This is a genomic window from Exiguobacterium sp. s128 (genome assembly GCF_018618815.1).
Lineage (GTDB): Bacteria > Bacillota > Bacilli > Exiguobacteriales > Exiguobacteriaceae > Exiguobacterium_A > Exiguobacterium_A antarcticum.
Genome location: NZ_JACSMT010000001.1, coordinates 206786 through 227499, shown reverse-complemented (window position 1 = coordinate 227499; position 20714 = coordinate 206786). Strand labels below are relative to the sequence as shown.

Annotated in this window: 20 protein-coding genes; 14 read left to right on the top strand and 6 right to left on the bottom strand. The window is 46.8% G+C overall.

The genetic code is table 11. The features are described from left to right. Window positions 1-575, bottom strand: a 575-nt coding sequence (locus tag KNQ13_RS01105; RefSeq protein ID WP_214773167.1) for an RNA-guided endonuclease TnpB family protein, incomplete at its 3' end; no start/stop codon positions are given. 438 nt (window positions 576-1013) lie between these two features. Here KNQ13_RS01105 and KNQ13_RS01100 point away from each other — a divergent pair. Beyond that, a complete protein-coding gene (locus tag KNQ13_RS01100) occupies window positions 1014-1619 on the top strand; it encodes a 3D domain-containing protein (protein WP_236624303.1) in 606 nt (201 codons plus the stop codon). Window positions 1620-1716: 97 nt separating this feature from the next. On the opposite strand, the gene KNQ13_RS01095 is transcribed toward KNQ13_RS01100, so the two are convergent. After that, window positions 1717-2154 (bottom strand): universal stress protein, encoded by a 438-nt coding sequence (locus KNQ13_RS01095; protein ID WP_014971008.1) that lies wholly within the window; start codon window positions 2152-2154, stop codon window positions 1717-1719. 154 nt (window positions 2155-2308) lie between these two features. On the opposite strand from KNQ13_RS01095, the gene KNQ13_RS01090 reads away from it, so the two are divergent. Next, the gene (locus KNQ13_RS01090) at window positions 2309-3034 is read left to right on the top strand and encodes an SDR family oxidoreductase (RefSeq protein ID WP_026830006.1); all 726 of its coding nucleotides are present in this window, start codon (window positions 2309-2311) and stop codon (window positions 3032-3034) included. Between the two features lie 68 nt (window positions 3035-3102). Here the strand turns inward: KNQ13_RS01090 and KNQ13_RS01085 are convergent, their stop codons facing one another. After that, the gene (locus KNQ13_RS01085; protein ID WP_026830005.1) at window positions 3103-4215 is read right to left on the bottom strand and encodes a M24 family metallopeptidase; all 1113 of its coding nucleotides are present in this window, start codon (window positions 4213-4215) and stop codon (window positions 3103-3105) included. Window positions 4216-4369: 154 nt separating this feature from the next. On the opposite strand from KNQ13_RS01085, the gene KNQ13_RS01080 reads away from it, so the two are divergent. After that, window positions 4370-5680, top strand: coding sequence for a DRTGG domain-containing protein (locus KNQ13_RS01080; protein ID WP_014971005.1), 1311 nt, complete (start codon window positions 4370-4372; stop codon window positions 5678-5680). Window positions 5681-5728: 48 nt separating this feature from the next. Here the strand turns inward: KNQ13_RS01080 and KNQ13_RS01075 are convergent, their stop codons facing one another. Next, window positions 5729-6046, bottom strand: a complete 318-nt coding sequence (locus KNQ13_RS01075; RefSeq protein WP_014971004.1) for a YtpI family protein — start codon at window positions 6044-6046, stop codon at window positions 5729-5731. A gap of 66 nt (window positions 6047-6112) precedes the next feature. Between KNQ13_RS01075 and KNQ13_RS01070 the strand changes: the two genes are divergently transcribed. After that, the gene (locus KNQ13_RS01070) at window positions 6113-7051 is read left to right on the top strand and encodes a DHH family phosphoesterase (RefSeq protein WP_014971003.1); all 939 of its coding nucleotides are present in this window, start codon (window positions 6113-6115) and stop codon (window positions 7049-7051) included. A 71-nt stretch (window positions 7052-7122) separates the two neighbouring features. Here KNQ13_RS01070 and KNQ13_RS01065 read toward each other — a convergent pair whose 3' ends face one another. Continuing rightward, window positions 7123-7317 (bottom strand): YtzJ family protein, encoded by a 195-nt coding sequence (locus KNQ13_RS01065; protein ID WP_014971002.1) that lies wholly within the window; start codon window positions 7315-7317, stop codon window positions 7123-7125. A 153-nt stretch (window positions 7318-7470) separates the two neighbouring features. Here KNQ13_RS01065 and dnaE point away from each other — a divergent pair, with 153 nt between their 5' ends. The 10 genes from dnaE (at window position 7471) to mdh (ending at window position 20179) form a co-directional block, all read left to right on the top strand. Next, on the top strand, window positions 7471-10638 hold the full coding sequence (gene dnaE, locus KNQ13_RS01060; RefSeq protein WP_026830003.1) for a DNA polymerase III subunit alpha: 3168 nt from the start codon (window positions 7471-7473) through the stop codon (window positions 10636-10638). 73 nt (window positions 10639-10711) lie between these two features. After that, on the top strand, window positions 10712-11257 hold the full coding sequence (locus KNQ13_RS01055) for a FadR/GntR family transcriptional regulator (RefSeq protein WP_236624293.1): 546 nt from the start codon (window positions 10712-10714) through the stop codon (window positions 11255-11257). Window positions 11258-11278: 21 nt separating this feature from the next. Continuing rightward, a complete protein-coding gene (gene accD, locus KNQ13_RS01050; protein WP_026830002.1) occupies window positions 11279-12139 on the top strand; it encodes an acetyl-CoA carboxylase, carboxyltransferase subunit beta in 861 nt (286 codons plus the stop codon). After that, window positions 12126-13061: an acetyl-CoA carboxylase carboxyltransferase subunit alpha gene (locus tag KNQ13_RS01045; protein ID WP_014970998.1), complete on the top strand. Its 936-nt coding sequence runs from the start codon at window positions 12126-12128 to the stop codon at window positions 13059-13061. Before accD ends, KNQ13_RS01045 begins: the two co-directional genes overlap by 14 nt. A gap of 153 nt (window positions 13062-13214) precedes the next feature. Then, on the top strand, window positions 13215-14177 hold the full coding sequence (gene pfkA / locus KNQ13_RS01040) for a 6-phosphofructokinase (RefSeq protein ID WP_026830001.1): 963 nt from the start codon (window positions 13215-13217) through the stop codon (window positions 14175-14177). Window positions 14178-14263: 86 nt separating this feature from the next. Next, complete coding sequence (gene pyk / locus KNQ13_RS01035) at window positions 14264-16012, top strand: pyruvate kinase (RefSeq protein WP_026830000.1); 1749 nt, start codon at window positions 14264-14266, stop codon at window positions 16010-16012. Window positions 16013-16067: 55 nt separating this feature from the next. After that, window positions 16068-16544, top strand: coding sequence for a DUF441 domain-containing protein (locus KNQ13_RS01030; RefSeq protein WP_193363390.1), 477 nt, complete (start codon window positions 16068-16070; stop codon window positions 16542-16544). A gap of 218 nt (window positions 16545-16762) precedes the next feature. Continuing rightward, window positions 16763-17875, top strand: coding sequence for a citrate synthase (citZ, locus tag KNQ13_RS01025; protein ID WP_014970994.1), 1113 nt, complete (start codon window positions 16763-16765; stop codon window positions 17873-17875). A 69-nt stretch (window positions 17876-17944) separates the two neighbouring features. Then, complete coding sequence (gene icd, locus KNQ13_RS01020; protein ID WP_026829999.1) at window positions 17945-19219, top strand: NADP-dependent isocitrate dehydrogenase; 1275 nt, start codon at window positions 17945-17947, stop codon at window positions 19217-19219. Between the two features lie 27 nt (window positions 19220-19246). After that, window positions 19247-20179 carry a malate dehydrogenase gene (gene mdh / locus KNQ13_RS01015; RefSeq protein WP_026829998.1) on the top strand — a complete coding sequence of 311 codons (933 nt, stop codon included), beginning with the start codon at window positions 19247-19249 and terminating at the stop codon, window positions 20177-20179. 91 nt (window positions 20180-20270) lie between these two features. Here the strand turns inward: mdh and KNQ13_RS01010 are convergent, their stop codons facing one another. Further along, window positions 20271-20702 (bottom strand): divergent PAP2 family protein, encoded by a 432-nt coding sequence (locus KNQ13_RS01010; protein ID WP_371818606.1) that lies wholly within the window; start codon window positions 20700-20702, stop codon window positions 20271-20273. Between the last annotated feature and the right edge of the window lie 12 nt (window positions 20703-20714).

The following is a 20714-nucleotide window of genomic DNA, read 5'->3' as shown; positions in this document are numbered from 1 at the left end:
TTCTTGAGTCCTACGTCGACGCCGACGGATGAACCGGTCTTCGGCAGTTCGTTGATCTCCTGCTCGACGAGCAGGGAAACGAAGTATTTTCCTGAAGCGTTACGTCGGATCGTGGCGTTCAAGATACGGCCTGTGACCTGTTTCGAGTGGGCGAAACGAACCCATTTCAGCTTCGGAAGTTTGAGCTTGTTACATCCAATCGAGACTTCAGGAAGCTGGTTTTTGCCTTGGATGTTGGTCTTGTACGACTGGACGGGATGGCGCTTGGACTTGAAACGAGGGCGTTCGTTCTGCTTCTTGAAGAAGCGGTCAAACGCATCGGCAAGGTGTTTGACGCTGATCTGAACAGATGTACTATCCACTTCCTTCAACCAGTCGAACTGCCGCTTCAACAAAGGAATTTCTTTGGAACAAGAACCGTAGGACAGTCCTTTTCCAGTGGTCTTGTACGTTTCATCCCACTTCGCCAGGAAGTGGTTGAAGATGAAGCGCGAACACCCGATCGTCTTCGCAATCAGGATTTCCTGCTCTTTTGTGGGGTAGATTCTGAATTTGTAGGCCTTGTGCTTCAACAAAATTTTTCACCTCCTTCAAAAGGAGTATACCCGAAAGGTAGGCTAGCGATTCATCTCCCACTTTCACTTCGTTTAGAAGTGGGAGTATTCTCGCCTAATTTTGATAAAAAATTAAACATGAACGTCCGGACGCAACATATGTTGCATCCGGACGTTTTTTTGTTTTACAGAGCTTAAACTGGACCCTAAAAAATGAAGTAATTGAGATTGTGATTTAGTTTTGTTACGAACGTTGTCATATAAAAAAGTTGAAATAGAAAGTTAAACCTCGATTTGATGTAAAAAGGACTAAAAACTGAAAAAAATGAGTCTTTTGTAATATAAAAGTAACAATGACGTCATCTTTTTGTGGTCTATATGTAACGGCACGGCTCCATTTTGTCATGTATATTAATGTAAGTTACAAAACAGGGACAATTATGGAGGAGAGATTACATGATGATGAAACGAATACTCGCTAGTGTTTTAGCAGTCTTGTTAGCACTCAGTTCGTTTGCAGGTCTTCAAGCGGAAGCTGCAGCCAAAAAAAATGTCAAGTCGTCGGTCAATAGCCTAGTTGTTCGTCAGAAAGCAACAACAGCGTCTAAGAAACTTGGTCTTCTATATAAGAATCAAACATTACCGTACAAAGCGAAAACGGGAAACTGGTACAAAGTCAGTTACAAAGGCAAAACAGCTTATCTCAGCGCGCGTTACTCAAAAGTCGTTTCAGGATCTTCTTCAAAGAAACAATCGAGCGGCGGATGGAAAACACTCACGAACGTAAGTGCAACAGCCTATACACCATATGATCCGGGCAGCGGCAATTTAACAGCAATTGGTTGGAACATCAAGAGTTCGAAAAAGAAAGTCGTCGCAGTTGATCCACGCGTCATTCCACTTCGTTCAACAGTCAAAGTGTATTACAAAGGGAAATTAAAAGGGACCTACACAGCAGCAGATACGGGCGGTGCCATCAAAGGCAAGAAGCTCGATATCCTCTACTACTCACGTTCAGAGGCTTTTAACTGGGGTCGTCGTAACGTCACCGTGAAATTCAAATAATCAAGTCAGGTCTATTGCACATCGGTGTAATAGACCTTTTTTGTACAAAAAAACACTCCACCCAAAAGTGAAGTGCTGAATAAAGTAATGAGTTCGATTAAAGACGGACAATCAAGACATCACATTTAGCATAACGCGTAATGCTTTCAGAGACACTACCGATAAAGAATCGCTCAACGGCATTTAAACCGGTCGCACCACAAATGATTAGGTCGACATTGTGATTCGGTGCGAGTTTTTTGGCGATCGTCACTTTAGGAGAGCCGTATTCGATGGCGACTTCGACATCTTTGACGCCTCGTTCTTGAGCTGTTTTGACATACTCGTCAAGCAGTTCTTTTGCATAGGACTCGGCGCGTTCTGTAATCGTCCGGTCATAGGCTTCGACGGTCGCGAAAGTCCGTGTATCAATGACATGAGCGATGACGAGTTTGGCATCGTTTCGAAGTGATACGTCAATCGCCGTTTCAAAAGCTCGTTCTGCCTCTTTTGAACCGTCGACTGCTACTAAAATGTTATGATATACAATTGCCATTCTGTATCCATCCCTTCGTATTCGTCTGATTCTTACACCCTTATTATACCATTCCCTGAAATGGAAGGTGAGGAACATTTAGACGGTTTTAAAAATTGTTCTTCGACAACGGAACCCGTAAGATAAAGAAAGACGAAAGGAGGCGGATGCCAAGATGAGGCACGCATTGATTACAGCAGGAACAAAAGGGCTGGGTGAGATGGTCACCCTTCGTTTGCTCGAAGAAGGATGGTACGTCACAGCCCTTCATCGCTCGCAACCGACGTTTGAACATGAACGATTGAATCTGATTAAAGCGGATGTGACGAAACAAGAGGAGTTACTCGAAGCAGTCGAGCAGGCAATGTCTCAGTATGGGCGGATCGATGCCTTGATTCTCAATGCCGGACCGTACATTTTTGAACGAAAGTCGTTAGTGGATTATTCCGATCAAGAGTGGGACGAGGTCGTGACAGGGAACTTAACTGCTAGTTTTTGGTTGTTGCGAAAGATTCTTCCGATTATGCGGAAACAACAATATGGACGGATCGTTACATACGGATTTCCGGAAAGTGCGTCGGCGCCCGGCTGGATTGATCGAGCAGCGTTTGCAGCAGCTAAAAGTGGGATGGTCAGTCTGACGAAAAGCGTAGCACTTGAGGAAGCCGGGCATGGCATCACGGTCAATATGATCAATCCTGGAAACATCGTCGGTGACAATAAATCGAAGCGCATCGAACAAGCGACGGCAGATAACCAGACGCCGGTCGGTCGGACGGGGGTAGGCGAGGATATCGCCCGGGCCATCTTGTTTTTACTGGCTGAAGATTCCAGTCTGATCACAGGCGCGATCCTTGATGTCACAGGCGGCGTCAACGTCGTCCATCAATCACGTCGCTGAGGTTAGGGGAAACAGTTGAAGATACGACAATAGAGTCCATTCCGTTTTTTCGGAATGGACTCTATTATTTACCGTACAGACTGAGATGGAAGGGATTGGAGGTGTTTTGGGTAGCGAGTTAATGCTTCTGGTCCATTTTCTGTCAAGTAAATGTCGTCTTCGATCCGAACGCCACCGACGTTTGGAACGTAAATGCCCGGTTCGAGTGTATAGACGATACCGGCGTCTGCCGTCAACAGATTATTGGAGGCAAGTGACGGGAATTCATGAACATCAATTCCAAGACCATGCCCAACACGGTGCGTAAAGTAGTCGCCATAACCGGCCGTTTCAATCACCTGGCGGGCAGCTTGGTCGAGTGAGCCAAGTGTCACACCAACACGACTCGCTTTAGTCGCTGCTTCGAGTGCTGTGAGGACCGTTGAATAGATTTTGCGTTGTTCGTCACTTGCTTCGCCATACACGAATGTCCGAGTAATATCGGAACAATACCCTTTCCAGACGACACCTAAATCAAACAAGACGAAGTCTCCTTCTTCGATGACGCGGTCGCCAGGTACACCATGAGGATCCGCACTGTTTGCACCGAATAAGACCAATGTATCAAACGACATCTCGCGAACGCCTTTCTTTTTCATCTCAAATTCGATTTCCGCAATGACTTCCATTTCCGTCACACCGGGGCGAATCGCTTGTTTACCGATTTCAATCGCTTGATCGGCTAAATCAGCTGCTTCACGCATGATGTTGATTTCTTGTGAATCTTTTTTCAGTCGCAATGCTTGAAGTTGCTGACCGATATCAAGGATCGCCGCGTTTTCTTGGCGGGATTCGAGTTCCTTAAAACGACTAAATGTCATATGTTCGCCTTCGATTCCGATCCGGTTATTCGAGACCGCAAACGTTTCAAGGACTTGATTGATTTTATCGAATGGATGTTCGTGGTCGGCGTACGTGACGACTTCTCCGTCCCAAGGACTTGCTGAAACGATATTCGCTTCGAGTGCCGGGCAGAAAAGGGTACGTTTCCCGTCAGCATCAACGATGACGGCCATGACACGTTCATGGGGTTCGGCATAGACACCTGAAAAGTAAAAGACACCGGCTTTTGATGTAATCAACGCGACGTCAATTCCTGATTCTTGTAAGACACGACTAATCTGATTTGTCCGTTCTAACATATCGTTACCACCTCTCGATTCTTATCACATTTCAGTATACCATCGTTGAAACGTGAAAACATTTCTTGCAAATCGGACTAGTACACTTTTCATTCTTTAGAGTAGTACAGTATAATGACAGGAGAGTAGAATATAGGAAAAGAAGGGATACAGCATGCCTACGAAACATGAACAGATCATCCGGCACATTGAGGATCTCGATGTGGGCGCCAAAATATCCGTCCGGCAAATTGCAAAGGACTTAACGGTATCCGAAGGTACGGCGTATCGTGCCATTAAAGAAGCAGAAAACTTAGGATTCGTCTCAACGATCGAACGTGTCGGGACGATCCGGATCAAAAAAAAACAAAAAGAGAACATTGAAAAACTGACATTCGCAGAAGTCGTCAACATTGTGGATGGACAAGTCCTCGGAGGCAGAGATGGTCTTCATAAAACCTTGACGAAGTTCGTCATCGGGGCGATGAAGCTAGAAGCAATGATGCGGTATATCGATGTCGACAGCCTCGTCATCATCGGAAACCGGGAAAAAGCGCATGAACTCGTCTTAGAGGCAGGTGCTGCGGTCTTGATTACCGGTGGTTTTGATACAACGGAAGATGCCAAAAAATTAGCAGACGATATGCAGTTACCTATCATCTCGACTTCCTATGATACGTTCACCGTCGCGACGATGATCAACCGGGCGATTTATGACCGACTGATCAAAAAGGAAATCCTACTCGTTTCGGATATCTTGATTCCGTTGCATGATACCTTTTATTTGCAGACGAACGATCCGATTGCCAGATGGCATGAATTAAATGAACAGACGAAACATAACCGGTATCCGGTCATCGACGAGCAGATGAAGGTCGTCGGCGTCGTGACGGCGAAGGATATCATCGATCGTCCACACGACTGGCCGGTTGAAAAAGTCATGACCCGTCATCCGATCACAGTCGGGATCCGGACAAGTGTGACGAATTCCGCTCACCAGATGGTCTGGGAAGGAATCGAGATGTTACCGGTCATCGATCAATACGGTCGATTACTGGGCATCATCAGCCGACAGGATGTCTTAAAAGCCCTGCAACTCGCGAACCGGCAACCGCAGGTCGGGGAAACGTTTGATGATTTGATTACGGGACAAATCAAGGCGGCGGAAGATGCGAGAGGACCGTATCTGTCACTCGAGGTCTCGCCGCAGATGACGAACTTCATGGGGACGGCTTCAAGTGGTGTCTTGACGACGTTACTCGTCGAGGGGGCAACGCGGATGTTACGACACATGAAAAAAGGTGATCTTGTCATCGAAAATGTCAGTATCTACTTCATCAAACCGGTTCAAATCGAAAGTACGATCACGATTCGGGCGAATGTGTTTGATGTCGGCCGTAAGTTCGGAAAAGTCGACGTCGAGATGTATCAAGGGACACAAATCGTCGCCAAGGCGCTCGTGACGTCGCAACTGATTGATCGATAACTTTTTTGGGATTAAAAGCATAAAAAAAGACGGTCATGACCGTCTTTTTTACGACTGTTCCGTCTGTTCCATTTCCCGAATGACATACGGATAGATTTTTTTATAACGGATGAAGCCGGCAATGAAAGAAGCGACCCCGATGACGATCAGGGTGGAACAGACGATTTTACCAGTCAGTGTCGTCAAACCGTCACCGGACACAAACTGATTGACGGCAAATAGAATGACGAACAAGCTGAGCCAGATGCTCGCTTGCGTATTAAATAAAAATTTCCGATTCGTGCTTTTCGTATGGAAGGCACGCCGTTTGGCAAGTAAATAACCACCAAGGGACAAGACGATTAACAGAATGAGAACAAACTGCATATGGATGACCTCCTTTTCTTTCTATATCTGTTTGTATCATATCAATATTTAGAGGAGCTGTGCACTGTGAAAGAACAAATCAGACAATTGATTGAACAAGCATCGACGATCATCATCCACCGCCATGAACGTCCAGACCCGGACGCGCTCGGAAGTCAGTTCGGTTTACAGGTCGTTCTACAAAGTCGTTTTCCTGAAAAAAAAATAAAAGCTGTCGGTGAAATGGCGACTTCACTTGCCTTCATGGGGACACTTGATGTTGTCGGAACGACAGACTATCAAGAAGCACTGGTGATCGTATTGGATACCGCGAATCAAGGGCGAATCGACGGGAAGGAAGCATTGAGTGGTCGACAGACGATTAAAATTGACCACCATCCGGATGAAGATCCGTATGCAGACGTCCAACTCGTCGATACGACGGTCAGTTCGACTTCAGAACTGTTGGTTCATTTGTTAAATGAGTGGGGATACCCGATTCCAGCGGCGGCAGCGATTCAGTTCTACGCCGGAATCGTTGGAGATACGGGACGTTTTCAATTCAGAGGAACGACAAGTCGGACATTTTCCGTCGCAGCGCAACTTCTAGATACAGGAATCGATACGGATTGGCTGTACCGGAACATGTATCAAACGGAGCTCGCAGCACTGCAACTGCAAGGGTATGTCTTGCAACATATCCAATTGACGGAAGCGGGTGTCGGATACGTCGTGTTGACGCAAGAGATGCTTGCGACGTTCGATGCGACCGTCGAACAGGCTTCACTTCTTGTCAACAGTTTTGCTGGTCTGAAAGGGTTGAAAACATGGGCACTTTTCCTGGAAACGGAAAAAGAAGTCCGTGTGCGCCTACGTTCGAAAGGTCCGGTCATCAATGAAATCGCAAAAGAATTTAATGGCGGTGGTCATCCGATGGCCTCGGGTGCGACGATCAAAGACTTGACGGAGGTCGAGCATGTCATATCTCGTCTGAATGAAGTGGCAGGAGCCTTCCACTTCGAATAACGTCCTGCTTCGAATCAAAAGAGGCTGCTCGCTAGAATCCAATGGATCCATAGCGAACAGCCTTTTTAGCATCAGTTGGTTGAAGCCTCTTCTTGGGGGATGAACCAAGTTCCCCGTTCTGTATGATCTTCGATGACGTTCAATTCAAGTTCCTTTACAGACTTCCGAATTTTTTCAGCAATTTCTTCGGTTTCGGTAAAGGCAGTCACACCTAACTTTAGTTGTTCAACTTTTTCACGAGCGATTTGGCTACGGTTTAAAATCATGGCAAACTCTCCTTCCGTGCAAGTCATGACGATCTCTTTTTATTGTAGCGAATAATTGATGGTATGGCGAGACTCAGGGGCAGCTAGATATGAAACTTCTGAAAACGTTTTAAAATAGAAGCACGATAACCAAATGAGGAGGGAGGAAGCAGCATGATTCAACTAAATGTCCGGACGGCATATAGTCCTTTACAAAGTACGATTCGGATGGACCGTTATCTCGATGAAGTGATGCAACGTGGGATGCCTGCAGTAGCCATCTGTGAAACAGCTCTGACCGGTGTCCCGGCGTTCATCGCTGGCTGTCAGCAACGAGCATTGATTCCGATTATCGGGTTCGAGCAAACGGTAGAGACGGAGGAACTGACAATCCTTTGGTATGCGAAAACAAGTCGTGGCTTAAAAACACTGTATCAAATCGCCAGCCAGATGCCTGTTGAGGACTGTTCTGATCTCATCGCGATTTTGCAACCAAAACGACAAGCCCCGGAGGATGAAGCGCGCTTGCGGCGTCTCATCGCGCAGTGGATCGGTTTGACACAACATGCAACAGTTTATTTAGGGGTGAAATCCGTCCGTTCGACCGTCGAACGGGATAGTCGCGAGCAGTACCGACAGGCGGCCTACGCACTTGGCATCGAGACGATTCCGATTGATCCCGTACGTTACTTATACCGAGAGGAAGCAGAAGCTTATCAAGCATTGCGGGCCATTGATGAAGGAACGACGTTGCAGGAACAAAAAATCAACCGAATGGCATACTTTAAGTCCGGTGAAGAATTACACGAGCAGTTTTCTGAACGAGAATTGGCGTTAGTGAACCAATGGGGTGCCTCGCAAGAGACGTTGACGTTACCGTTTCAATCGCGGCCATTACCTCGGGTGACGGAAAACTCTGATCAAACATTAAAGAAATTGGCGTACGACGGGTTACTCGCTCATGGACGAGTCGATGCGCTCGCGACGGAACGGTTACGGTATGAACTGGAAGTCATCGAAAAGACGGGATTTGCGGACTATTTCCTCATCGTGGAAGATTTAGTTCGTCATGCGAAAACCAAAGGAATTCGGGTCGGACCGGGACGGGGATCGGCTGCTGGTTCACTCGTCAGCTATGCGTTAGGAATTACGACAGTTGATCCTATCAAATATGGCTTATTATTTGAGAGATTCTTGAACCCAGAACGGGTCTCGATGCCCGATATCGACATTGATATCGAAGACGAACGACGGGAAGAAGTTCTCGACTATCTGGTCGAACGGTATGGCCGACAGCATGTCGGACAAATCGGAACACTCTCGACCCTTGGAGCGAAAGCAGCCCTGCGTGATGTGGCCCGTGTGCTCGAGTTCTCAAAAGATGAAACGGATGCCGCTGCGAAGCAGTTAGGCAAGGCGACGACGTTGCAGGGACTTGAACAAAAAGCTCCACTTTACCGCTGGTTCTCAGGTAGTGAGAAACGTCGCCAACTCTTGCAACTTGCTCAAGCGATTGAAGGGTTACCGCGGCAACGTTCGATTCATGCAGCGGGTGTCGTCATCGGATCGGATGAATTGATCGAGACAACACCGGTTGATCGAAACACAAGCGACCGTTTCGTCACACAATATTTAATGAAGGCACTCGAACAACAAGGATTGCTGAAAATCGATTTACTCGGGTTACGAAACTTAACCCGTCTCCGGCAGATGGAACAATTGATTCAGCATACGTATCCTGATTTTTCCGTCGAACAGATACCGGAAGAAGACAAGGCGGCGTTACGCTTGTTCTCCAAAGGGGAGACCGATCAAATTTTTCAGTTCGAATCCGCTGGGATGAAACAGACATTACGGGAAGTCAAGCCAAGCCGTTTTGAAGACCTGGTCGCGACGATGTCACTGTTTCGCCCGGGTCCGATGAAGTTCATTGATCTTTACGCAAAACGTAAAGCCGGTCAACCGTACCAAGTGGTCCATCCGATTTTAGAGGATGTCTTACAATCGACGTATGGTGTCATCGTCTACCAAGAACAGATCATGGAAATCACCCGCCGCGTTGCCGGATTTACATTGGCACAGGCCGATCTGTTGCGCCGGGCCATTTCAAAGAAAAGCAGTCAATCGGTCGAGGACGAAAAAAAGCGTTTTATAGAGGGTGCTTTACAAAACGGTTTTGAGTTGACGATTGCCGAGACATTATATGATCAAATCGAGCGGTTTGCCGGGTATGGATTTAACCGGAGCCACGCCGTGGCCTATACAAAAATCAGCTATGCGTTAGGGTACATGAAGGCACATTACCCGCAAATCTTTTCCTTGGTATCGATTGATCAACCGGAACGTCTCGTTCGTGTCATGCGCGAAAAACGATTACCGGTGTTCCCGCCCGACATTTGGATATCGGACTACCGCTCGACCTTAGAAGGCAAAGGCATTCGTCTCGGAATCCAAACACTACGAGGCATCACGGAAAAGGATTTTCAGGCGTTACGAGAAGCAGCAAAATCCGCGCAAACCATCACACAATTGTTGACGGCAGTAGGATGGGGGAAAAAGGAGCGCTCTAAAATCGAATTGCTGTTATATAGCGGTGCACTCGATCGAGCCACACACGGGGACCGGGGACTCTCGGAACAAGAAATCCTCGACTATTTTACGATGGCATCCAATACGTTATTACCAGATGAACTGGCTAGTCTTGGACGAAGAAAGACGATCGCAAACACGAATCGGACTGCAACGGACTGGGCAAGACTTGAACGAGAGTCGCTCGGATTTTGGTTGACGTATTCACCTTTGATGACAGCGATGAAACCGCAAGTCGAGACGACACATTTTCAAGCGATCTCTCTTGAATCGGAGCATACGAACTACTTAGTCTGCTACATCGAACAGATGCGTGAGTTTAAAACAAAACGGGCGCAAACGATGGCCGTCATTCAAGCAGTCGATGGATATACGACGGAAGAAGTCGTCATTTTTCCGAAGCAGTATGAGGCATTCAAACGATCCTTGTATGTCGGGAACGTCTTATTGATCGAGGTGAAGGCGCAAGAACGTGAAGGGAATCGTCAATTCGTACTGGAACGATTACGTCCTTTGGGACAGGATGTGTTATTCATTAAACTGCAGTCTAAAAATGAACTAGCTGTGCTTGAACGGATGTTAGAGACGATGCCTGGTGACATTCCTGTTGTCGTCCGTTATGCGGATACAAACGAAACAAAGGCGTTACCAGGACTCTATGCCGTCCAACAGGAAGAAGAATTATTGGCACAACTCCGGATCCGGTTTGGGGAAACGAACATCATCCTTAAAAATGTCCCCCGTTCGAACTAGTAGTAGGTAATAAGATTTGTTATAATAAGGGGTAATTGGTCTGACCAATACCGCCGGATTTAGAAGGTGACGCATGCGTCAGGAAGGTGGTGTCGTACAAATGGAAAAGAAGCGCAATGCTTTTGAAATGAACATTTCAGCAATCAAAACGATGATCGAACAGGATGGTTTTGTACCAGGAGATCGGATTCCATCCGAACGTGAATTAGCGGAGCGACTTTCAATCAGTCGTCCCTCCGTCCGAGAAGCACTCCGGACATTAGCCTATCTCGGCATCATCGAGACAAGACACGGAGGAGGCAGTTTTCTCTTGAACCGTGACGACCATACCTACATTCAGATCATCGCACAATTTTTAGTGACCGGCGATTCGAAATTTGAAGATTTGGCAGGAACCCTTCGTTTACTGGAACAATCAGTTTTCGTTCAACGTACGGACTGGTCCATCCTTGAAGCGCACATCGATTCCGATGCCGCTTTTCGAGAGGCAATGATCAGTACGGTCGACAATGATTTATTCGAACGGATTTGGCGACAGGTGAATGCCTTTTATCAAAGTTTCGGTCAAGGGGAGCTCTACACGCGAGCGGAACGGGAAGCTTTTCTAAAACGCTCGTAGGAACCACAAGGGGGAACTAACGTGCAAGCATTTTTTCGCAAACCTAAAAAATTTGTCACTTTGACGTCAAAAGAACAACGGGTCGACGTACCCGTCGGTTTGATGACAAAATGTCCAAAGTGCAAACTGATTCAATATACGAAACAACTGGAAGCCAATCTAAAGGTCTGTACATGTGGATACCATCATCCATTAACGGCACATGAACGTTTTCATCAGCTGTTTGATGAAGGAACGGTGACGCATTTTGAATTGCCGGCCGTCAAAGCCGATCCACTCCAGTTTGAAGGGTATCCGGATAAAGTAAAGGGTGATCAGTTACGAACTGGACTCGATGAAGCCATCGTATGCGGGGTCGGGGAAGTGAACGGGTATCCACTTGTTGCCTGCGTCATGGATGCACGTTTTCGGATGGGCTCAATGGGAGCGGCAGTCGGAACGGCCATTGCAGAAGCGGTCCGATATGCGACGGAAAACCGTTTACCTGTCACCATTTTCTCAGCATCAGGCGGAGCGCGGATGCAAGAAGGGATGGTCAGTCTGATGCAGATGGCGAAATCAAGTTTGTTTTTAAAACAGCATTCGGATGCAGGGTTACTCTACGTTTCTTGTATGACTCATCCGACGACAGGTGGGGTCTCGGCAAGTTTTGCGATGCTAGGAGATTTTAACATCGCGGAACCCGGGGCACTGATTGGCTTTGCCGGTCGGAGAATCATTGAACAGACGATTCGTGAAAAGTTGCCGGAAGACTTCCAAACGTCAGAGTTCTTACTGCAGGCAGGACAACTTGATGATGTCGTATCGCGACATGACTTGAAAACCTACTATACACGTATTCTGATGATGCACTCGGAGGGAGCAAACCATGCAACCATTTGACCAACCAGTAATCGCATTACGCGAAAAAATACTAGAACTGCACGATATGGCGGAAACACAAGGGCTTGATTTTAAAGAAGAACTGAATTTATTAGAAGAACGGTTACGTCGATTAGAACTCGATATTTATGGGAATATGAAAGCGTGGAACCGTGTTCAGTTGGCACGTCATCCAGAACGCCCGACGACACTCGATTATGTTCGTCTGATTTGTGAGGATTTCATTGAACTACACGGTGACCGACACGGGTACGATGATGCAGCGATCGTCGGTGGTGTCGCGATGTTTAATGGGCAAGCGGTTACCATCATCGGTCATCAGCGGGGAAAAGACACAAAGGAAAATATTCGGCGGAACTTCGGGATGCCGCATCCGGAAGGGTACCGAAAAGCACTACGATTGATGCAACAAGCGGTCAAGTTCAACCGCCCGATCATCACGTTCATCGATACGAAAGGGGCTTACCCAGGTCGTGCGGCAGAAGAGCGTGGCCAAAGTGAGGCGATCGCTAAAAATCTGTTTGAAATGGCAGGGATGCCAGTCCCGATCATCTCGATTGTCATCGGTGAGGGGGGGTCAGGCGGAGCGCTTGGTATCGGTGTATGTGATCAGCTTCTGATGCTAGAAAATTCGACATACTCCGTCATTTCACCGGAAGGCGCCGCCGCTCTTTTATGGAAAGATGCATCCCTTGCGGAAAAGGCGGCAGAATCGATGCAGATCACGGCACCGGATTTGCTTCGTCTTGGAATCGCTGATGGAATCATTCCAGAAGTCATTGGGGGAGCCCATTTAGATGTTTCATTACAGGCGGATAAAGTGAAATCTGTTATAGAACAAAAGCTTGCATTTCTTGTCCAACTGACACCGGAACAGTTAATCGAGAAGCGCACAGAAAAATATCACCAAATTGGCACATAACGTGCATGTAATCGCTATCATGATTGGCAATCCTTATTTCGTGATAGGCTGAACAAACTGCTGTCGAAAGTTTATGCAATCTGCCCTGTTGTAAAACAACAAAACTACGTGCTATTTTAGACTAAGATTAATGGAGAGGTGATTAACGTGAGTTTGAAACGGATTGCTGTTTTAACAAGTGGTGGTGACGCACCCGGCATGAATGCCGCAGTGCGTGCTGTAACACGTAAGGCGATTTTTCATGGACTAGAAGTATTTGGTGTCTATAACGGATATCAAGGCTTGATCAATGGAGATCTCGTTCAATTGAACTTAGGTTCAGTTGGAGACATCATTCAACGAGGAGGAACATTCTTACGTTCTGCCCGTTGCCCAGAGTTCCGGACCGAAGAAGGGCGCGCGAAAGCGGTCGTCAATCTCAAGAAATTTGAAATCGATGCACTTGTCGTCGTAGGTGGTGACGGGTCTTATCGTGGTGCTCAAAAACTGACGGGTCTAGGGTTCCCGACGATTGGACTTCCAGGAACCATTGATAACGATATTCCAGGGACGGATTTCACCATTGGTTTTGATACGGCATTAAATACAGCACTTGAAGCGATTGACAAGATTCGTGATACAGCGTCTTCGCATGAGCGGACGTATGTCATCGAAGTCATGGGTCGCGATGCAGGTGATATCGCATTGTATGCCGGACTAGCAGGTGGAGCAGAATCGATTTTAGTTCCAGAACGTCCTGAAGATTTAAAAGAAGTATTGAATCGAATTCAAAGTGGTGTCAATCGGGGTAAAAAACACTCGATCGTCATCGTGGCAGAAGGCGCGGGTCGTGCGCAAGATGTGGGCGACGAAATCGCGAAGGAAACGGGTCTTGATACACGTGTTACCGTATTAGGTCATGTTCAGCGTGGTGGCGCACCAACTGCAGCCGACCGTGTGTTAGCTAGCCGGATGGGGGCATACGCAATCGACATCTTACTAGAAGGTAAGCAAGGTCGTGTCGTTGGTGTCCGTGGTGGGAAAATGATTGATCTCGACATCGATGAAGCGTTAGATGAGAACAAACATGAACTGGATCTTGAAATCTTAGAGTTGTCGAAACAACTATCGATTTAAGGTTTTTCAGCATCAGTTGAATTAGGATAGGTTTGTTGGCATTGTTCTTAAACAAATAGCCAAACATTGTAGGAGGTTTATGGAATATGCGTAGAACTAAAATTGTATGTACGATTGGACCGGCGTCAGAAAAACTTCTTCCAGAAATGATTGAAGCAGGTATGAACGTTGCACGTCTCAACTTCTCACACGGTGACTATGAAGAGCACGGTGCACGTATTACGGATATCCGTCGTGCAGCAGAAGAAGCGAATAAATTAGTGACGATTCTTTTAGACACAAAAGGTCCTGAAATTCGGACGCATACGTTTGAAGAAGGAAAAGCGCTTCTCGTACGCGATAAGCAAGTCATCGTCGTCAGCGGTGACGCAAACGAAATCGTCGGAACAGCAGATAAATTCTCTGTGACGTATGACGGTTTATATGATGATGTCGAAGTTGGTTCGATGATCATGTTAGACGATGGATTAATCGGACTTCGTGTCGCGGAGAAACTTGAGAACCGCGAACTCCTTTGCGACATCGAAAACGAAGGAATCATCAAAACGAAAAAAGGGGTTAACTTACCGAACGTCAAAGTTAACTTACCTGCCTTGACAAATAAAGATATCGCCGACATCGAATTCGGAATCAAAAGCGACATCGATTTGATTGCTGCTTCATTTGTTCGTCGTGCGTCTGATGTCGTCGCAATCCGTCAATTGCTCGAAAAACACAATGCAAGCCACATCAAAATCTTCCCGAAAATCGAAAACCAAGAGGGTGTCGACAACATCGAAGAAATCATCGCGATTTCAGACGGTTTGATGGTCGCGCGTGGTGATCTTGGAATCGAGATTCCGACAGAGGAAGTAACACCAACACAAAAAGACCTTATCAAAATCTGTAATGACTACGGTAAACCAGTCATCACAGCAACACAGATGCTTGACTCGATGCAACGTTTCCCACGTCCAACACGTGCGGAAGCATCAGACGTCGCAAACGCGATTCTTGATGGAACAGATGCGATCATGCTTTCAGGTGAAACAGCAGCCGGAGATTACCCGATCGAATCAGTTCAGATGATGCATACGATTGCGAAGCGGACAGAAAAAATGCTCGACTACAAGATGCTCTTAAAAGATCGTCAAACACGTAGCGAACATACGGTGACGGATGCGATCGCTCAAGCAGTTACACACACAGCGATCAACTTGGATGCAAAAGCGATTTTGACACCAACACAGTCTGGTTATACAGCTGCGCGGATCTCAAAATATCGTCCAGAACCAAATATCGTTGCAGTGACACCAAGCGCACGTGTTGCTCGTCAGTTGAACATCGTTTGGGGTGTTTATCCAATCGTCGTCGATCACCTGTCAGATAACACGGATGATATGCTGACGCTTGCTGCTGATACAGCAAAAGAAGCAGGATTCGTCACAGACGGTGACCTCGTCGTCATCTCAGCCGGTATCCCAGCTCTTACAGCAGGTACAACGAACATGCTGAAAATTCACATCGTTGGTAAAGAGATCGCAATCGGTCGTGGCATCGGTGAACGTGGTATCGTTGGCGAAGTCGTCATCGCACATACAGCAGAAGAAGCAAACGCAAAAGCGAAACCAGGGATGATTCTTGTTACGAACTCAACAGATCGTGACATGATGCCTGCAATCGAGCTTGCGGCTGCAATGGTTACAGTAGATGGTGGATTAACAAGCCACGCTGGCATTGTAGGACCATCACTCGGTAAGCCGGTTATCGTCGGTGTCGAAAACGCCTTGACACTCTTCACAGATGGTCAACGTATTTCAATTGATCCGTTAACAGGCAAATTGTACAACGCATAATCAATGGGACGGACGTGGCCGAGAGCCATGTCCGTTTTTTTTTTCGAATAGGGGGATTCACATGGAAGCCTATCTGTTTTTGATTGGTCTTGTATTGATTGGTGTCATCGCTCAAAATAAATCCTTGATCATTGCAGCGGCCTTTTTATTGATCATAAAAGCGATCGGTTTAGACAGCCGTCTGTTTCCTTCTTTACAGGCGAAGGGAATCACCTGGGGGGTCACCTTGATCACAGCGGCCATTCTGGTACCGATTGCCACCGGTGATATCGGATTTAAAGAATTGTTGAATAGTATTCGCGGGCACATTGGAATCATTTCTTTTTTGGCTGGAATTTTCGTTGCCATCATCGCCGCACACGGTGTCGGGCTGATGAAGGAAGATCCACTGGTCACGACGGCACTGCTTGCCGGAACGATTCTGGCGGTCGGACTGTTTCAGGGAGTTCCGGTTGGACCGTTGATCGGGGCTGGGATTGCGGCGCTTGTCATCGGAATGTGGGACATCATCGTCAAGGTAATCAGCGGTTAAGTCTATGAATGGCATGACATCGAATTAATTTTTTGATAATAGTATGCAAGTTCGTTCACTTTTTGGTTAATTTTGTTTATACTAAGGACAGAAACAAGATGGTCTATTCAAGAGCAAACGGTTCGAAGTGGGGAAACGACTCTTGCGTAGACGTCTTTTTTTCAATACGGAAATGAAAGCGTTTTAAATTTCTGGGGGAAAAAAAGGGGGATTTTTGTATGACACAAACAAAAGGTTTAGAAGGAATCGTCGCGACAGCATCGAAGATCAGTTCGATCATCGATGGTCAGTTGACGTATGGCGGCTATACAATTGATGATTTGGCGGAGCACGCCTCATTTGAAGAAGTGGTCTTTTTACTTTGGAATGACCGCTTACCAAAACAAGAGGAACTGAAGCAACTCTCAGAAGCATTGATTTCTGAAGCAACCGTTGCTAAAGAAGTACTTGAGACGTTAAAAGTGGCACCGAAAACCGCAAATGCGATGTCTGCTATCCGAACTGCCTTGTCACAACTGGCACTGTATGATGAGTCTGCAGAAGATATGTCGACGGAGGCGAACTACGCTAAAGCCATCAAACTCCAAGCGCAAATCGCGACACTCGTAACAGCGTATGCCCGTATCAAAAAAGGTCAAGAGCCGATTGCACCGAAAACGGGGCTCTCTTATGCGGCAAACTTCCTGTATATGTTAACAGGTGAAGAACCAACCGAAGTGGCAGAAAAAGCGTTTAATCAGGCGCTTGTCCTGCACGCCGATCACGAACTGAATGCATCGACGTTTACGGCGCGTGTTTGTGTCGCAACGTTATCTGATATCTATTCTGGTGTGACAGCAGCAATGGGCGCACTCAAAGGTCCACTTCACGGTGGAGCAAACGAAGCGGTCATGAAAATGTTGGTTGAAATTGATTCGGTTGAAAAGGTTGACGAGTATGTTCATAATAAACTTAAGAACAAGGAAAAAATCATGGGATTCGGTCACCGTGTCTATAAAGATGGTGACCCACGTGCGAAGCATCTCCAAGAGATGAGCCGTCAGTTGACTGCTCAAATCGGAGAACCGAAATGGTATGAGATGTCAGTCAAGATTGACCAAATCGTCCAATCGGAAAAAGGATTGAAACCAAACGTTGATTTCTATTCAGCTTCCACGTACCATGCACTTGGGCTTGATACGGAATTGTTTACACCAATCTTTGCCGTTAGTCGGATGTCAGGTTGGTTAGCGCACATTTTAGAGCAGTATAGCGACAACCGTCTCATTCGTCCACGCGCCGATTATATTGGTGAAACACACCGGACATATGTGTCCATGAACGAACGTTAAAAAAACGGAGAGGAGAAATCCTCTCCTGCTTTTTGATGACATCAATCATATTCAAGGGGGATTTTACAAATGGCTACAATTCAAGGCGAAAACATTACAGTAACAAACGGAACTCTAAACGTACCAAACGCTCCAATCATTCCGTTCATCATCGGTGATGGCACTGGACCTGATATCTGGAATGCTGCAGTTCGTGTCTTCGACGCTGCTGTCGAAAAAGCATACAACGGCGAAAAGAAAATTGAGTGGAAAGAAGTCTACGCTGGAGAAAAAGCCTTCAATAAAACAGGCAACTGGCTTCCGGAAGAAACACTTGATCTCATCCGCGAACACATCATCGCAATCAAAGGACCACTTACGACGCCAGTCGGTGGCGGAATCCGTTCGCTTAACGTTGCGCTTCGTCAAGAACTCGATTTGTACACATGCCTTCGCCCGGTCCGTTACTTCACAGGTGTTCCTTCACCGGTCAAACGCCCGGAAGATACAGACATGGTCATCTTCCGCGAAAATACGGAAGACATCTATGCAGGAATCGAATATGCATCAGGTAGTGAAGAAGCACAAAAATTACTTAACTTCCTTCAAACAGAGATGGGTGTCAATAAAATCCGTTTCCCTGAAACTTCTGGTCTTGGCATCAAGCCAATCTCAAAAGAAGGAACAGAACGCCTTGTCCGTGCAGCGATTGAATACGCTCTCGAAAACAAACGTACTTCATTGACGCTTGTCCACAAAGGGAACATCATGAAGTTCACAGAAGGTGCTTTCAAAAACTGGGGATATGAACTCGCAGAGCGTGAGTACGCAGAACACGTCTTCACATGGAACCAGTATGACCGCATTAAAGACGAAGAAGGTGCTGACGCAGCGAACAAAGCTCAGTCTGAAGCAGAAGCAGCTGGCAAGTTGATCGTGAAAGATTCAATCGCAGATATCTTCTTACAACAAATCTTGACGCGTCCAAAAGAATTTGATGTCGTCGCAACAATGAACCTAAACGGTGATTACATCTCTGATGCCCTTGCAGCACAAGTCGGCGGTATCGGAATCGCACCTGGAGCAAACATCAACTACATGACAGGACATGCGATCTTCGAAGCGACGCACGGTACAGCACCGAAGTATGCAGGACTTGATAAAGTCAACCCGTCATCCGTCATTCTCTCAGGAGAAATGATGTTCCGTCACTTGGGTTGGAATGAAGCAGCAGACTTGATCGTCCAATCGATGGAAAAATCAATCGAAGAAAAAGTCGTCACCTATGACTTCGCGCGTCTGATGGACGGTGCAACAGAAGTGAAATGTTCTGAATTCGCGGATGAACTCATCAAGAATATGTAATTGAATCTTGACTAGGGGGATTGGACAATGAATCGACGGAAAAAGATTTCGGTCATCGGTAGCGGATTCACAGGGGCGACGACAGCACTGTACCTCGCTCAAAAAGAGTTAGGGGATATTGTGCTCGTCGATATGCCGCAGCAGGAAAACGCAACGAAAGGGAAAGCGCTCGACATGCAGGAGACCGCACCAATCCAAGGATTTGATGCTTGGATTAAAGGGACATCGGATTATCGAGACATCGAAGGTTCTGACATTGTGGTCATTACGGCCGGGATTGCCAGAAAACCGGGGATGAGTCGTGAGGATCTTGTCAGCACGAATGCAAACGTCATGAAGGCGGTCACAAAAGAAATCGTGACCCACGCACCGCAAGCAATCATCATCGTCTTGACGAACCCTGTCGACGCGATGACCTATACCGTCTTTCAAGCGTCCGGTTTTCCGAAAGAACGGGTCATCGGTCAATCTGGTGTGTTAGATACCGCCCGGTTCCGAACGTTTGTTGCGATGGAACTGAACGTATCCGTCAAGGATATTTCCGGATTCGTGCTCGGTGGGCACGGAGACGATATGGTTCCGTTGTTACGTTATTCTTATGCAGGCGGCATTCCGCTCGAGAAGTTGATTCCACCAGACCGCTTGTCTGGAATCGTTGAGCGGACACGCAAAGGTGGCGGGGAAATCGTTCAGTTGCTTGGCAACGGTTCAGCGTATTACGCACCCGCAGCTGCGATTGTCGAGATGGTCGAAGCTATCCTAAAGGATCAGCGGCGGATTTTGCCGGCGATTGCTTATCTTGAAGGCGAGTATGGGTACGAAGACTTGTGCTTAGGTGTTCCAACCATCATAGGTGGGAATGGTGTAGAACAAGTATTAGAACTTGAACTCACATCCGAAGAAAAACAAGCCCTAGACCGTTCTGTTTCGACCGTTCGCTCTGTTCTTGAACTTCTTTAAGTCATGTAATCTGATACAGACTGCTCAATCAAAAAGGTGAATCCGGATTTAAATCCGGATTCACCTTTTTTTGTGAGATAAAGATTACGTATCATAAGAAAAGAACAGGCCACAAGAAACCAACCGCTAAACCAAGTAAAAGACCAACGAAGACCTGAAACTCGGTATGCCCAACCAATTCGTTGAGTAACGGTGTTTCGTGACGGATTCCTTTAAAGTAATCATTTAGAAGCTTGGCTTGTAGACCAACTGCTTGCCGGACTCCGGTTGCATCATACATGATGATGACGGCAAAAATCGTAGCGAGCGCAAACAGTGATGAATCAAACCCTTCTTGAAAGCCAATTACGACAGCCAGTGCGACGACAGTCGAACTATGTGAACTGGGCATACCACCTGAAGCAAACATGATTTCAAGATCAAATTTTCTTGTTTTGATGAGACCGGTGACAAGTTTTGCTGCTTGCGCGATAAACCAAGCAGTGATTGCTGCCAATAACGGGTTGTTCCATTCCATATTCATTCCTCCACATTC